A 13,546-nucleotide genomic window follows, 5' to 3' on the forward strand; every position below is an offset into this window, starting at 1 on the left:
CGGCTTTCCACCACCGCTGCGCGGTGCCGGAACCTTGGCCGCCTACGCCCCCAAAAACCAAGAGGGTTGGTTTTTAGTGGGTCCAGTTTTCCTTGCGGTCAGCGCGGAAATTATCGGCGTAGGATTTCGGCTTATGCACGCGCGCCGGCGGGATCTCGACATCATAGGGGATGCCCTGCGCCTCGGCATAGGCGATGGCGGCTTCCTTGGTCTCGAAGCTCAGGCGGATCTGCTGGCGCATATCGTCGGAGCCGGTCCAGCCCATCAACGGGTCGCGGATCTTGGCTTTCTCCGGCTCATATTGCAGCACCCAACGATGGGTGCGCGCCAGACCGGACTGCATGGCCGATTTGGGAGGAAGAAAGATACGAGCCCGCATGCAACATCACTCCTGACTGGTCGGGGCGCCCGGATTCGAACCGGGGGCCTCTTGTACCCAAAACAAGCGCGCTACCAGGCTGCGCCACGCCCCGAACTGCCCGGGGACTTAGCTCCCCGGGAAGGGCTTGGCAATCACCTGGTCGCCGACACTGATATCATCCTTCGCCGTCAGCCCGCCTTGCAGCTCCAGCACGGCCTTCACCGGCGCCGGCGGGGCGATGGGCTTCAGCGAATAAGGCACGGTCATCTCGGCGATGGAGACGATTTTCCCGTCGGCGCCGATGAACACCATGTCCTCCGGCACCGGGCAGTTCTTCATCCACATGGCCGTGCTCTGCGGCTGCGGCCAGATGAACAGCATGCCGCTATCGGCGGGGATGTCCGTGCGGAACATCTCGCCCGTATCCTGCTGCTGCTGGGTCTTCGGGATTTCGACGGTGAAGTTGAAAACCTTGCCGGCGGCGGTTTTGATCTGCAGAGGCTGGGTCGGCAGCTTGGGCTGCGGGCCGGTGGGGTCATCGGTGGCCGGCTGCGCCAGGGCCATGGACCCGGCCAAAAGCGAGGCAGCCAGAGAATAGGCGAAAAGCTTCATGTCACTCCTCCGTGCGCTGCCCTATGTGCCGAAGCCCCGCGCCCAAGGCAAGCACACAAGCCAAGCACCCGCCCGATGGACAGGTGCCAAGCCCGCATGCGACAAATTCCGGGTGAGACGCGCCTGGCCAGTCGCCTGTTTTCTGCTCCTGGCCGTGCTGCTGCGGCTACCGGTGCTGCATCGTTCGGTGCTGGACTGGGATGAGAGCCTGTATGTGCTGATGGCGCAGGACTGGCTGGCCGGCCACCTGCCCTACACCCAAATCTGGGACAACAAGCCACCGGGCATTTATGCGATTTTCGCGGTCTTTCAGGCGATCATCCCCGGCATCGCGGCCATCCGCATCGCCAGCGCGCTCTGCCTGGGGCTGGAGGGCTGGGCGGTGCGGGGCATCGTGATGGCGCTGGGCGGGCGGGCCTGGGCCGGCTGGGTTGTGGGCGGGATCGCGCTGCTGGCCGGGCTCTCCAATGACGGGCTGTCCGCCAATACCGAACCTTTCATGGCCTGCTGCATCGCGCTGGCGGTGCTGTGCGTGCTGCGCGGCGGCCCGGCCTGGCTGGCGGGGCTTGGACTTGGGGCCGGGGTGATGGTGAAATATGTCTGCGCGCCGGAGGCGCTGCTGGTGCTTGCACTGCTCTGGCGGCTGCGCGGCGCGCGGGCGGCGCTGGCCGGTACGCTCGGCGCGGCGCTGCCCGCGCTGGCGGCCGCCTTACTGTATCTCGCCGCCGGACGGTTCGGGCTGCTCTGGGACGACGCGATCCTCGCCAATTTTCGCCGCGCCGGGGTGCCGTTATCCTGGGCGCAGGCGCGCTTCGCGGCGGCACAGCAGGCGGAGCGCTGGGGGATGCTCTATCTCGCCGCCCTGGCCGGATTGCTCCCCGCACAAGGCCGTGCGCCGCGCTGGTTCCTGCCGCTCTGGCTGCTGGCGGCCCTGCTCGGCGCGCTGAGTGCCAAGAGTTTCTACGACCATTATTTCCTGGAGTTGCTGCCGCCGCTTTGCGTGGCGGCGGGTCTGGCGCTGGCGCGGCTGCCTTGGCGCATGGCGCGCGGGCTCTCGGCCATGGCGATCGCCGCCCAGCTTGGCCTCGCCGCCTGGCACGCGTTCGCCCCCTTCACCGGGCCTGACAGCGTGCGCGCCGCCGCCCGGCTGATCCGCGCCGCCGCGCCGCGCAGCCTGTATGTCTTCGATTCGCAGCCCATTCTCTACGCGCTGACCGGGCGGACGCCGCCGACGCGGTTCGTGCTGCCCTCCGAGCTGACCGGCCGGACCCTGCCTGGCGTCGCCCGGGTCAATCCGGCGCAGGAAGTGGCGCGGATTTTGGCGCAGCGCCCGCAGATCATCGCCACCCATAGCTGGCCGCCCGACCCGGCCACAACAAATCCGGATGTCTATACGGAACTGCACGCCGCCCTGGCCGCGCATTACCGGCTCTGGGCGCATGTCCCGGGCATAAACCTGTTCCTGCTGCGCCCCAGCCCCTGAGCATCTACCCCTTCAATAAATCCGACAATTTCGCGCAGGCGGCCTCGGCCTGCAAAGCCGCCTCGCGCAGCGCCGGTTCTTCGAAAAACGCCAGCCCGCGCAGCGCGATCATCCCAGCCGCCAGCCCCTTGGTCTCGATCAGCCGCGCCACCTCCTGCATGCCGCGCGCAACCTCGCTGGAGCGCAGCGGCGCGCCGAGAAATTCCAGCCCGGCCTTGCTGCCCACCGCCCAGCAGCGCCGCGCCCGGCGTTGCGCGCCGCCGGCCACCTGCAGCACCATCTCCTCCGGCAGATTGACCACGGTACCGAGATCCACCAGCGCGCCGGTATCGGATTCATCCAGCACCAGACAATCATAGACACCCTGCGCATAGCCTTCCCCGACCAGCAGCTTGGCGCTTTTGATCACGCCGAATCGCGGCGCCACGCGGCGTTCCGCCAGCAGCGCCTTGCTGAAGGCGGCGCTATCGAACGGGCTGGGGGATTTGCCGGAAAACATCTGGGAAGGCCTGTGGTCCAATCTTCGCTTCAGCCAGGATGCGGGGAAAAGCTTAATAAAGGCCAAATGCCGCCGGCCAGGCTTGATCCAGGTCAATGAGATAGGCGCGCAACGCGCCTAGCTCCGGCCTATCCCCAGACTGGATCTCCCATGCCGATTCTCGATCTCGACCGGTTCGCCCGGACCAAGCTGACCACCGCCCCGTTCAAGCATATGGTGGTGAGCGATTTCATCGCCGCTGATCAGAAACAGGCGGTGCTGCGGGATTTCGCCGCCATCGACCATGCCGGGCTGCTGCCGGTGGAAGCCACCCGCCCCGGCCCCAGCTTCACCGCCTTGATCGACGAGCTGACCGGGCCGGCGCTGACCCTGGCCGTCTCGCGCAAATTCGGCATCGACCTCACGGACCGCCCGACCATGGTGACCATTCGCGGCCGCGCCCAGGAGAAGGATGGGCGCATCCATACCGACAGCGAGACAAAGCTGATCACCGCTTTGCTCTATTTCAACGAGGAGTGGCAATCCCAGGGCGGGCGGCTGCGGCTGCTGCGCACGGCGGATGATCTCAACGACATCATCACCGAGGTGCCGCCCAGCCTGGGCACGCTGGTCGCCTTCCAGCGCAGCGATAATTCCTTTCACGGGCACGAACCCTTCGTCGGGGTACGGCGCTATGTGATGATCAACTGGATGGCCAGCGGCTTCTCCGCGCAGCGCGAGCTGATGCGCCACCGCCTCTCCGCCCAGGCCAAGCGCCTGCTCAATTATGCTTGAGCTGCCGGTTACCAGCGCCCTCCTCGCCAGCCTGGGCGCGGCCCGGGCGCGGGGCGCGCCCTATCCGCACTGGCTGCTCAGCCATGTGCTGCCCGAGGCGTTGCCTGAGGAAATCTGTGCCCTGCCGCTCGCCCCGCCCGCCATTGACGACACGCAGGGGCGGCGCGAGACGCATAATTCCACCCGGCTGTTTTTCGGCACCGCGGCACGGGCGGACTATCCGGCCTGCGCCGCCCTCGCCCGCGCCTTTCAAAGCCAGGAGGTCACTGACCGGCTGCAGGCCCTGACCGGCGCCAGGCTGCGCGGCAGTTTTTTGCGCATCGAATATTGCCAGGACCGCGATGGGTTCTGGCTGGAGCCGCATACCGATATCGGGGCGAAATTCTTCACGCTGCTGATCTATCTGAATGATCCGCCGGCGGGGGAGAATTGGGGGACGGATATCTATACAAGCCCGGAAGCCTGCCTCGGCCCGGCGCCGTCCGGGCGCAATCGCGGGCTGATCTTCGTGCCGGGGACGGATACGTGGCACGGGTTTGAGGCGCGCCGCATCACCGGGGTAAGGCGCACGCTGATCGTGAATTACGTGACGCCCGAATGGCGGGCGCGGCATGAGCTGGCCTACCCGGAGGCACCGATAGGGTAAGAGACTGTTTCAAAAGCCACTCTGGCGGCCGCCAAGCGGCGATTTGCTGTGCTCCGGTGCTCACGTACCTTAAGTACGCTCCGCTCCGGTGCTCGCAAATCACCACTTGGCGACTCACCATAGCGACTTTTGAAACAGCCTCTAAAAGTTTTTGGTGCAGCTTTTTTCAAAAAGCTGCGAAAAACGCCGGGGCGAATGCAACGCCGCCATCCCCCTCAGATCCTTCCCAAAAACTTTGTCCCTCTCAGCCAGGCCCCACCATCATTGGCAGGGGCCTGGATCGTCTCGGCCGCGAAGGTTCAGTCCTTCACTTCGGTATCGCCGAGCAATTCGGTCAGCAGCGCCGAGGGCGCGGTGGGGCTGAACAGCGCGGATTTCTTCAGCACGAACCAGCCCACCGCCAGGCAGATGATCACCAGCGGGATCAGCGCCACGGTGAAGGTGCCGTCCGGATAATCGAAGCCCATCAGCACCAGCACCGCCAGCAGGAAGGCGAGTGTCGCCCAGGAGGTCACCGGCGCGCCCGGCATGCGGAACTCCACCTTCGGCACGCTGCCCTTGGCCTGGGCCTGGCGCAGTTTCATCTGGCAGATGATGATGAAGGCCCAGGTGCTGAGAATGCCCAGCGAGGCGACGTTCAGCACGATCTCGAACACCTGACTCGGCACCAGATAATTCAGGATCACCCCGAAGAAATAGATCACCAGCGTGACCACGATGCCGCCATAGGGCACTTTCGAGCGGTTCATCTTGCCGACGAAATCCGGCGCCGAGCCGCCCATGGAGAGGGCGCGCAGCACCCGCCCGGTGGAATAGAGCCCGGAATTCAGCGAAGAGAGGGCCGCCGTCAGCACCACCAGATTCATGATGGTGCCGATGCCGGGCACGCCGAGCGAGCCGAAGAAGGTGACGAACGGGCTGGTGCCGGCCTTGTAGCTGCTCCAAGGCATCAGCAGCACCAGCAGCAACACGGAGCCGACATAGAAAATGCCGATCCGGTACATCACCGCGTTGATCGCCTTCGGCAGAATGCGCTTCACATCCTGCGCCTCGCCCGCTGCGGTGCCGACCAGCTCGATGCCGGCATAAGCGAAGACCACGCCCTGCATCAGCACCACCGCCGGCAGCAGACCATGCGGGAAGATGCCGCCATGATCGGCGATCAGATGCAGCCCGGTCGCCTGCCCGGCGACAGGATGGCCGATGAGGAGGAACACCACGCCGATGATCAGGAACAGCACCAGCGCCCCGACCTTGATCAGCGAGAACCAGAATTCCATCTCGCCGAACCAGCCCACCGCCATCAGATTCATCGCCCCGATGATCGCCATGGCGATGAAGGCGAACAGCCATTGCGGCACGCCATCGAACATATGCCAGTATTTCATATAGAGAGCGGCGGCGGTGGTATCGACGATGCCGGTCATCGCCCAGTTCAGGTAATACATCCAGCCGGCGATGAAGGAGCCGCGCTCGCCGAGGAATTCCCGCGCATAGGAGACGAAGCTGCCGGAGGTGGGGCGGTGCATCACCAGCTCGCCCAAAGCGCGCATGATGAAGAAGCAGAAGATGCCGCACACCGCATAGACCAGCGCCAGAGACGGGCCGGCCTGCTGCAGCCGTCCGCCGGCGCCGAGGAACAGGCCGGTGCCGATGGCGCCGCCAATGGCGATCATCTGCACCTGCCTTGGTTTCAGCCCCTTGTGGTAGCCTTCCTCATGGGAGTCCAGCCAGGCGCGCTTCTGCGCGGCATTCATGTCCTCGACCTTCATGGTTTCGGTGGGTTCGGTCCCCATGCGCTGTCCTTTTCAAATATTTTTGCTTCAAAGCGGAGCGCCACGGCGCCGGCGGCGGGGCCGTGGCTTATGTCAGAAAGCTGAACCGACCCGCTTCATTCTGCAAAGAGAATTTTAAGCATTGCGGCTCTTACGGTTAACGCGTCGATGAACTCTGCGTCACGCGCGGCTCAGTGCAGCACATGTGCCAGATGTGGCGCCAGATGCGGCGCCACCTGGTGCCAGCCGTCCCAGATCATCTCCAGGGCGACATAGGCGACGATGGCGATGCCGACCCAGGCCACCCAGGGGAAGCGCCGCATGATCCTGGCGACGAAGCTGGCCGCCACCCCATCAGCGCCACCGAGACCACGAGCCCCACCGCCAGCAGCCAGGGATGGTCATGCGCCGCCCCGGCCACGGCCAGTACATTATCCAGGCTCATCGAGAGATCCGCGATGACGATCTTCCAGATCGCGGCGCGCAGGCTGGCAGGCGCGGCGCCGCCTGGTCCCTCTGGCGCATGCCGGTGCGCGTAAAGCTCGCGCGCGGATTTCCACACCACCCAGAGCAGCAGCAGCCCGCCGGCCAAAGTGAGCCCGATCACCGCCAGCAGCTTCAGCGCCAGCAGCGCGAAGATGATTCGGATGATGGTGGCGCCGCCAATCCCGGCCAGAATCGCCACCCGCCTTTGCTCCGGTGCCAGCCGCGCCACGGCGATGCCGATGACGATGGCATTATCCCCGGCCAGAACCAGATCGATCAGCAGGATCTGCACCAGGATGGCGGCAAGGCTGAGTATATCCATGCGCGGGAGGTGTCTCAGTCCGGCATGTCTTGTCAATGCGGACGCAACTGATTAGGCGAGGCGCAGATTTCCCCCGTTTCGCCGCAGGAGTGCCCGATGATCCCCCGCTATACCCGCCCCGAGGCCGCCGCCATCTGGACCCAGGAAAACAAGTACCGGATCTGGTTCGCGATCGAGGCTTATGCCTGCGAGGCGATGGCACAGGTGGGGGCGATCCCGGCCGAGGCGGCGAAGGTGATCCGCGAGAAGGGCGATGTGGCGATGGCCGCCTTCACCGAGGCGGATACCCAGGAGATCGACGAGATCGAGGCCGTCACCCGCCATGACGTGATCGCCTTCCTGACCTGGCTGGCCAAGCGCGTCGGCGAGGAAAGCCGCTTCGTGCATCAGGGCCTCACCTCCTCGGACGTGCTGGATACCTGCCTGGCGGTGCAGCTGACGCAAGCCGCCGACCTGCTGCTGGCGGATCTGGACAAGGTGCTGGCCGCGCTGGAGAAGCGCGCCAAGGAGCATAAATACACGCTCACCATCGGCCGCAGCCACGGCATCCATGCCGAGCCGACCAGCTTCGGCCTGAAGCTGGCCGGGCATTATGCCGAATTCGCCCGCAACAAGCAGCGTCTGATCGCGGCGCGCGCCGAGATCGCCACCTGCGCAATCTCCGGCGCGGTTGGCACCTTCGCGCATGTGGATCCGCGCGTGGAAGAGTACGTTGCCGAGAAGCTGGGGCTGGCCTCCGAGCCGGTCTCCACCCAGGTGATCCCGCGTGACCGCCATGCGGCGTTTTTCGCCACTTTGGGCGTCATCGCCTCCTCGGTGGAGCGTCTGGCGACCGAGGTGCGGCATCTGCAGCGCTCCGAAGTGCGCGAGGCGGAGGAATTCTTTCATGCCGGGCAGAAGGGCAGCTCGGCGATGCCGCATAAGCGCAACCCGGTGCTTTCGGAGAATCTCTGCGGCCTGGCCCGGCTGGTGCGCGCCGCGGTGGTCCCGGCGATGGAAAATGTGGCGCTGTGGCATGAGCGCGATATCTCGCACTCCTCGGTGGAGCGCGGCATCGGCCCGGATGCGACCGTGACCCTGGATTTCGCCCTGGTGCGCCTGGCCGGGATGATGGACAAGCTGACCATCTATCCCGAGCAGATGGCCGCCAATGTCGAGAGCCTGGGCGGGGTGGTGCATTCCGGCGAGGTGCTGCTGGTGCTGACCAAGGCCGGCTTCTCCCGCGAGGATTCCTACAAAATCATCCAGCGCAACGCGATGGCGACCTGGACCAGGCTGGGCCAGGCGGACGCCAAGAGCTTCCGCGAGAACCTGCTGGCGGATGAAGAGGTGGCGGCCCGGGTGCCGGTGGAGGCGATCGACAAGGCGATGAGTGCCGAGATGCACCACGCCCATGTGGATACCATCTTCAAGCGCGTGTTCGGCTGAAACCCGCCATAACGCTGCCATGATTCGGGTATGATGTTGGGCCGCGAAAATAAGGACGCGGCTTAAGCAACAAGGAAACCGAATATGATCAGTCCACGCATCACCGCCCGCCTGACCCTGGCCGCCGGCGCCCTGTCGCTGGGGGCGCTGGCATTGGCGGGCTGCACGGTTGAGGCGCAGCCGGCGCGGCCTGTGGTGGTGGCGCCGGGCCCGGTCGAGCCTGCCCCACCGCCGCCGCCGCAGGCTGAAACCGTGCCGCCGCCGCCCTCCGCCGCCTATGTCTGGCAGCCGGGCCACTGGCATTGGAATGGGGTGCGCTATGTCTGGGTGCGTGGCCATTATGTGGTGCGTCAGGCCGGCTGGCAGCATTGGGTGCATGGGCATTGGGCGCTGCGCGGCGGCGCCTGGGTGTGGGTGCCGGCGCATTGGAGCTGAGGCTCAACGCAGCCTTGCCGAAACAGGACTGGCGCGGGCGGGCTGAGTGCGGTTTAGGAGGCGCATGCGCTTGACCCTGCTCGCCCTTCTCGCCGCCGCCTTCATCGCTTTGGCTCTCGGGCTGGGCTTTGCCGGGATCGCGCCGATGGCGATGGATGGCAGCCCGTTCCGCACTTTGGCCGGCTCCTCGCTGCTCGGCCGGGGACGCTGATGGCGATTCTGTTCGGGGCAGCTTCGCGCTGCTGCCGCTGGGGCTGGTGGTGGCGGGCATTTTGGGCATGGCGCGCAATGCGCCGCCGCGCCCGCCCCGCGCCAAGCGCAGCCTGCGCCGGGCCAAGCAGGCCGAAGCCGAGCAGCTGCAGACGGTTTGACGGGCTGCGCCGGGCGTTCGGGTATCAAGCTTTTTGCTTGCGCCCCTAACTTTGTTTGGCGAGCAATTTCATTGGCTTAAATCGAGTATAGAGATTCGATTTAAACCAATATTGCTCTAAACTCCCGGCATGGATGAGCTTTTTCTGGACCATATGCTGGCCGATCCGCGCCTGCAGGCCGACATCATGGCGCGCTGTGCTGCCGGCCAGTTTCCCGATGAACCCAGCGCCATCGCCAATGATCTGGGGCTTTTGCGCCTGCCGGACGGGTCTGATGTGCGGGTCTGGCTGGTGCATGCCGCCGATGCGGTGCTGCTGGATGATTTAGGCCAGACGCTGCTTATCACGAGGCTGCATAACCCCGGACGTGGCAAACAGGCGCTGCCGGGCGGGCTGTTGGATGCGGCGCCGGGCGGGGTGGAGCGCTCCGAAATCGCAGCGCTACGAGAGGCGCGCGAGGAGACCGGGATCAGCGCCGCGCTGCTGGCGCGCGCGCTGGTGACGCAGCTGGGGGCGCGCCGGCATATACGCCCGTTCGATATCCGCCGCGCCTGGAACAACCTGCCCGGCACGCCGGTGCGCAAGAATGAGCTGTTCACTGTCTCCAGCCTCGCCTTTCGAGTGAAATTGCCGGGAGATTTGCGGGATATTCCCTTCAAGGCCGGGGACGACGCCACGGCGGTGAGCATTCTACCGGCCGCCGAGGTGAAGCCCGAAAATCTGGCGGTGCCGGACCATCTGGAGATGATCCGGGATGCGCTGAATGTGTAGCATCATCCTGCACCGGGACGCGGCGGGCATTTTCATTGCCGCCAACCGGGATGAGATGAAAAACCGGCCCTGGGACGCGCCGGCGGAATATTGGCCGGGCATTTGCGGCGGGCGGGACCGGCTGGGCGGCGGCAGCTGGGCGGCGCTGAACCGGGCCGGGGTGTTCGCCGCCCTGCTCAACCGGCACGGCACGCTGGGGCCGGCCCGGGCAAGCGCAGCCGGGGGGAATTGCCGCTGCTGGCGCTGGCGCATGACAGCGCGGATAAGGCCGCCGCCGCATTGGCCGGGCAGGATGCCGAGGCCTATCGCAGCTTCAATCTGGTGATCGCCGATGCCAGCGCGGCCTATCTGCTGCGCGGGCTGGGGGATGGGCTGATCGACGCGCAGGCGCTCACCGCGCGCGTTACCATGATCACCTCCGGCGAGCCGAATGAGCGCGCACTGCCGCGCATCGCCCGGCATTTGCCGCGTTTCGAGGCGCAGCCTCGCGAAAACTGGAAAACCCTGCTGGCGGATGCCAGCGGCACGCGCGAGGAGCAGCTGAATATTCCCGCCCCCGCCGATGGCTTCGGCACGGTCTGCGCGCTGCTGGTGGATTTGCCGAAAACCGGCCCTGCGACACAATGTTTCGCCCCCGGCCCGCCGGACAGGACCGGCTTCAACCGCCTCGATTGGTAGGCCCTCCAAAAAAGCGCCGCGAAATCTTGCAAAATCTTTCCCGCCGGATCATTGGCATAAACAACGTTCTGGGGGGTCTAATGATCAGATTATTGTTTTTCGTGATCATCTTTGTGATCGCGCTTTGGGTGCCGCTTTATAACAAGGTCGACCCGACGCTGTTCGGCTTTCCGTTCTTCTATTGGTTCCAGATGCTGGTGGTGATCGCCGCCTCGGTGATGATCTGGATCGTCTATAAGGTTGAAGACAAGGAAGGCGCCGACAAATGAATCATATCGTCGCGATCACGGTGTTCGTGGTCCTCATCGTCGCCGTCATCATCATGGGCTTCATGGCCGGGCGCTGGAAGGGCGGCAATCTCGACCATATCGAGGAATGGGGCCTGGGCGGGCGGCGCTTCGGCACGCTGATTTCCTGGTTCCTGATCGGGGGCGATGCCTATACCGCCTATACCTTCATCGCCATTCCGGCCTTGATCTACGGGGCCGGGGCGCTGGGCTTCTTCGCCGTGCCTTATACGGTGGTGTGCTACCCGATTCTTTATATGGTGTTTCCCAAGCTCTGGAAGGTGGCGCATAAATACGGCTACATCACTGGGCCGGAATTCGTGCGCGGACGCTATGGCAATCGCTGGCTGGCGCTGGCCGTGGGCGTGACCGGCATTGCCGCCACCATGCCGTATATCGCGCTGCAGCTGGTCGGCATGCAGGTGATCATCGGCGCGCTTGGCATTCCAGGCCACCTGCCGCTGATCGCCGCCTTCGTGGTGCTGGCCGCCTTCACCTGGACCTCGGGCCTGCGCGCCCCTGCGATGATCTCCATCGTCAAGGATCTGCTGATCTATCTGACCGTGATCGTCGCCATCATCGCGATTCCGATGTCGCTCGGCGGGTTCGGCAATATCTTCGCCAAGGTGAATCCGGCGAAGCTGATCCTGGCCGCTCCGCCGGCGCACAGCCTGGGCAGCTATGGCGGCTATGCGACGCTGGCTCTGGGCTCGGCGATGGCGCTGTTCCTGTATCCGCACACCACCACCGGCATTCTCTCCTCCGCCGGGCCGCGTGTGCTGCGCCGCAATGCCGCTTTGCTGCCGGCCTACACCATCCTGCTGAGCCTGCTGGCGATGCTGGGCTTCATGGCGGTGGCCACCGGCGTGGACAAGATGCCGCAATTCGCTGCCGGCTTTGCCCATTTCAAGGCGAGCTTCGCGGTGCCGGCCTTGTTCATGTATGAGTTTCCGGACTGGTTCGTCGGTGTGGGCTTCGCGGCCATCGCCATCGGCGCGCTGGTGCCCGCCGCGATCATGGCGATCGCCTCGGCCAACATCTTCACCCGCGACATCTACGAGCCCTTCATCAGCCGCTCCAAAGGCAGTGCGGAGACGCTGGTGGCGAAGATCTTCGCGATGGTGATGGTGGTCGGCGCGTTGTTCTTCATCGTCGCCATCCCCACCCAGTTCGCGGTGCAGCTGCAGCTGCTCGGCGGCATGTGGGTGATCCAGACCTTCCCGGCCATCGTCTTCTCGGTGTTCACCCGGTTCTTCAATGGCTGGGCGCTGCTGATTGGCTGGGCGGTGGGCATCGTCACCGCCACCTGGCTGGTGGCGCATAATAATTTCGGCGGCGTCTGGGCGTTCCATGTCGCGGGCTACACCTTGCCCGCCTACATCGCCTTCGCCACCGTGATTCTGAATGCGCTCATCGCTTATGTGCTCAGCTTCCCGCTGAACGCCATGGCGAATGACCGGCATAAAGACGAGACCGAGGCGGCGGATTACGCCTGAGCGTGAGGCGGCAAGGCGGCCCCTTCGCCGCCTTGCCGTCATTTCATCAAACCGCAGGGCAAAAATGGCCATAATTGCCGCCTGCCCTGCTGCGCTGAAGCGGCAAGTTCGTCATACTGCCTCATCAAACAACGACGGGATGGGGTTTTGATGGCGTGGCGTGAGATGATCTGCGGTGTTGGCGCGATAGGCACATTTAGCCTTGCTGGACTGCACCCGGCCGCCGCGCAGAGCGCGTCCGCCATGGCCGAATGGCAATATTCATCGGGCGTTCAGCTGCAACGGCTGTTCGAGCCGAAAGTCCCGACCTGGGAGGTCGAGGTGGGGGCCGGTGCCCAGTTCGGGCCGGCGGCCGATGGTCTGCGCCGCTATACCGTGCAGGGCGGCCCGGCGATCGATATCCGTTATAAGGACATCGCTTTCCTCTCCACCGGCGAGGGGTTGGGTGTGAATCTGTTCAGCTTCCGGCATATTTCGGTGGGCACGGCGCTGACCTATGATCTCGGCCGCTCGCCGCATGTGGATGGGCGGGATTTGAACGGGCTGGGCACCATCCATATGGCCCCCGAAGTGAAGCTGTTCGCCACCACCGTGCTCTCCAAGAGCTTTCCGCTGACGCTGCGGGTGGATGTGCGCAAGCAGCTGGGCGCCTCCTTCGGCTATGTCGGGGATATCGGCGCCTATATGCCGATGCCGGGCAGCTCGCGGAAATTCGCCTGGTTCATGGGGCCGAGCGTGACGCTGGCGGATACGCGCTACATGACCACCTATTTCGGTGTCAGCCACACCCAGGCGGCGAGCACGCGCTATCATTTCTTCAAGGCGCATGGCGGGGTTGAACAGGCCGGGATCGGCATTTCGGCGACTTATTTCGTGACGCCGCATGTGCTGGTGGATCTGAGCGGCGGCTATCAGCGGCTGATGGGCGACGCCGCGGACAGCCCGATCACGCAGACGCCGAATGACGAGAGCGTCTCGCTGGCGGTGATGTATAAGTTCTAAAAGTTTTTCGGGTGTGGGGACTTTTTACAAAAAGTCCCCACGAACGGCATGGGGCTGGCAACGCCGTGCCAACACCCGAAGGTTTTTCGCAGCTTTTTGAAAAAAGCTGCACCAAAAACT

At 64.8% G+C, this 13,546-nt stretch carries 16 protein-coding genes, 1 tRNA gene and 1 pseudogene; 12 read left to right on the forward strand and 6 right to left on the reverse strand.

The features are described from left to right. Positions 1-73 precede the first annotated feature (73 nt). From GT370_RS04535 to GT370_RS04545, 3 genes are all read right to left on the reverse strand, one after another. Complete coding sequence (locus GT370_RS04535; protein WP_026438692.1) at positions 74-379, reverse strand: ETC complex I subunit; 306 nt, start codon at positions 377-379, stop codon at positions 74-76. 17 nt (positions 380-396) lie between these two features. Next, positions 397-473 (reverse strand) — tRNA-Pro (locus GT370_RS04540). Positions 474-487: 14 nt separating this feature from the next. Further along, a complete protein-coding gene (locus tag GT370_RS04545; protein ID WP_008492966.1) occupies positions 488-973 on the reverse strand; it encodes a DUF192 domain-containing protein in 486 nt (161 codons plus the stop codon). Here GT370_RS04545 and GT370_RS04550 point away from each other — a divergent pair. Further along, the gene (locus tag GT370_RS04550; RefSeq protein WP_270183950.1) at positions 972-2,456 is read left to right on the forward strand and encodes a hypothetical protein; all 1,485 of its coding nucleotides are present in this window, start codon (positions 972-974) and stop codon (positions 2,454-2,456) included. The two genes, GT370_RS04545 and GT370_RS04550, sit on opposite strands and share 2 nt — an antisense overlap. A 4-nt stretch (positions 2,457-2,460) precedes the next feature. On the opposite strand, the gene GT370_RS04555 is transcribed toward GT370_RS04550, so the two are convergent. Next, positions 2,461-2,955, reverse strand: a complete 495-nt coding sequence (locus GT370_RS04555; RefSeq protein WP_008492963.1) for a hypothetical protein — start codon at positions 2,953-2,955, stop codon at positions 2,461-2,463. A gap of 150 nt (positions 2,956-3,105) precedes the next feature. Between GT370_RS04555 and GT370_RS04560 the strand changes: the two genes are divergently transcribed. Both GT370_RS04560 and GT370_RS04565 read left to right on the forward strand, forming a co-directional pair. Next, positions 3,106-3,729: a 2OG-Fe(II) oxygenase gene (locus tag GT370_RS04560; protein ID WP_008492961.1), complete on the forward strand. Its 624-nt coding sequence runs from the start codon at positions 3,106-3,108 to the stop codon at positions 3,727-3,729. Then, the gene (locus GT370_RS04565; RefSeq protein ID WP_008492959.1) at positions 3,722-4,375 is read left to right on the forward strand and encodes a 2OG-Fe(II) oxygenase; all 654 of its coding nucleotides are present in this window, start codon (positions 3,722-3,724) and stop codon (positions 4,373-4,375) included. The genes GT370_RS04560 and GT370_RS04565 overlap by 8 nt, the downstream gene beginning before the upstream one ends. 299 nt (positions 4,376-4,674) lie before the next feature. Here GT370_RS04565 and GT370_RS04570 read toward each other — a convergent pair whose 3' ends face one another. Further along, entirely contained in the window at positions 4,675-6,132 is a 1,458-nt protein-coding gene (locus tag GT370_RS04570; protein WP_205619767.1) for an amino acid permease, read from the reverse strand. 209 nt (positions 6,133-6,341) lie between these two features. Further along, positions 6,342-6,958 (reverse strand): annotated as a pseudogene (locus tag GT370_RS04575) (YjbE family putative metal transport protein). 96 nt (positions 6,959-7,054) lie between these two features. On the opposite strand from GT370_RS04575, the gene purB reads away from it, so the two are divergent. The 9 genes from purB (at position 7,055) to GT370_RS04620 (ending at position 13,426) form a co-directional block, all read left to right on the forward strand. Then, positions 7,055-8,386, forward strand: coding sequence for an adenylosuccinate lyase (gene purB, locus GT370_RS04580; protein ID WP_008492956.1), 1,332 nt, complete (start codon positions 7,055-7,057; stop codon positions 8,384-8,386). An 84-nt stretch (positions 8,387-8,470) separates the two neighbouring features. Next, positions 8,471-8,821, forward strand: a complete 351-nt coding sequence (locus tag GT370_RS04585; protein ID WP_270183951.1) for a hypothetical protein — start codon at positions 8,471-8,473, stop codon at positions 8,819-8,821. 70 nt (positions 8,822-8,891) lie between these two features. Further along, positions 8,892-9,032: a hypothetical protein gene (locus GT370_RS04590; RefSeq protein ID WP_270183952.1), complete on the forward strand. Its 141-nt coding sequence runs from the start codon at positions 8,892-8,894 to the stop codon at positions 9,030-9,032. 289 nt (positions 9,033-9,321) lie between these two features. Further along, on the forward strand, positions 9,322-9,963 hold the full coding sequence (locus tag GT370_RS04595) for an NUDIX domain-containing protein (RefSeq protein ID WP_008492953.1): 642 nt from the start codon (positions 9,322-9,324) through the stop codon (positions 9,961-9,963). Next, positions 9,956-10,288, forward strand: a complete 333-nt coding sequence (locus GT370_RS04600; protein ID WP_270183953.1) for an NRDE family protein — start codon at positions 9,956-9,958, stop codon at positions 10,286-10,288. Before GT370_RS04595 ends, GT370_RS04600 begins: the two co-directional genes overlap by 8 nt. After that, positions 10,192-10,641: a hypothetical protein gene (locus GT370_RS04605; RefSeq protein WP_270183954.1), complete on the forward strand. Its 450-nt coding sequence runs from the start codon at positions 10,192-10,194 to the stop codon at positions 10,639-10,641. Before GT370_RS04600 ends, GT370_RS04605 begins: the two co-directional genes overlap by 97 nt. Positions 10,642-10,721: 80 nt before the next feature. Next, positions 10,722-10,910: a DUF3311 domain-containing protein gene (locus tag GT370_RS04610; RefSeq protein ID WP_026438682.1), complete on the forward strand. Its 189-nt coding sequence runs from the start codon at positions 10,722-10,724 to the stop codon at positions 10,908-10,910. After that, positions 10,907-12,424, forward strand: coding sequence for a monocarboxylate uptake permease MctP (mctP, locus tag GT370_RS04615; protein WP_008492950.1), 1,518 nt, complete (start codon positions 10,907-10,909; stop codon positions 12,422-12,424). Before GT370_RS04610 ends, mctP begins: the two co-directional genes overlap by 4 nt. Positions 12,425-12,667: 243 nt before the next feature. Continuing rightward, entirely contained in the window at positions 12,668-13,426 is a 759-nt protein-coding gene (locus GT370_RS04620) for a MipA/OmpV family protein (protein WP_008492949.1), read from the forward strand. Positions 13,427-13,546: the final 120 nt, after the last annotated feature.

It is taken from the genome of Acidocella sp. MX-AZ03, from assembly GCF_027626035.1.
GTDB lineage: Bacteria > Pseudomonadota > Alphaproteobacteria > Acetobacterales > Acetobacteraceae > Acidocella > Acidocella facilis.

What these genes read in the sequence shown, in the direction of transcription:
- GT370_RS04535 (WP_026438692.1), bottom strand. Translation starts at nt 379, where the DNA reads ATGCGGGCTCGTATCTTTCTTCCTCCCAAATCGGCCATGCAGTCCGGT.
- GT370_RS04550 (WP_270183950.1), top strand. Translation starts at nt 972, where the DNA reads ATGTCACTCCTCCGTGCGCTGCCCTATGTGCCGAAGCCCCGCGCCCAA.
- GT370_RS04545 (WP_008492966.1), bottom strand. Translation starts at nt 973, where the DNA reads ATGAAGCTTTTCGCCTATTCTCTGGCTGCCTCGCTTTTGGCCGGGTCC.
- GT370_RS04555 (WP_008492963.1), bottom strand. Translation starts at nt 2,955, where the DNA reads ATGTTTTCCGGCAAATCCCCCAGCCCGTTCGATAGCGCCGCCTTCAGC.
- GT370_RS04560 (WP_008492961.1), top strand. Translation starts at nt 3,106, where the DNA reads ATGCCGATTCTCGATCTCGACCGGTTCGCCCGGACCAAGCTGACCACC.
- GT370_RS04565 (WP_008492959.1), top strand. Translation starts at nt 3,722, where the DNA reads ATGCTTGAGCTGCCGGTTACCAGCGCCCTCCTCGCCAGCCTGGGCGCG.
- GT370_RS04570 (WP_205619767.1), bottom strand. Translation starts at nt 6,132, where the DNA reads ATGAATGCCGCGCAGAAGCGCGCCTGGCTGGACTCCCATGAGGAAGGC.
- purB (WP_008492956.1), top strand. Translation starts at nt 7,055, where the DNA reads ATGATCCCCCGCTATACCCGCCCCGAGGCCGCCGCCATCTGGACCCAG.
- GT370_RS04585 (WP_270183951.1), top strand. Translation starts at nt 8,471, where the DNA reads ATGATCAGTCCACGCATCACCGCCCGCCTGACCCTGGCCGCCGGCGCC.
- GT370_RS04595 (WP_008492953.1), top strand. Translation starts at nt 9,322, where the DNA reads ATGGATGAGCTTTTTCTGGACCATATGCTGGCCGATCCGCGCCTGCAG.
- GT370_RS04600 (WP_270183953.1), top strand. Translation starts at nt 9,956, where the DNA reads ATGTGTAGCATCATCCTGCACCGGGACGCGGCGGGCATTTTCATTGCC.
- GT370_RS04610 (WP_026438682.1), top strand. Translation starts at nt 10,722, where the DNA reads ATGATCAGATTATTGTTTTTCGTGATCATCTTTGTGATCGCGCTTTGG.
- mctP (WP_008492950.1), top strand. Translation starts at nt 10,907, where the DNA reads ATGAATCATATCGTCGCGATCACGGTGTTCGTGGTCCTCATCGTCGCC.
- GT370_RS04620 (WP_008492949.1), top strand. Translation starts at nt 12,668, where the DNA reads ATGGCCGAATGGCAATATTCATCGGGCGTTCAGCTGCAACGGCTGTTC.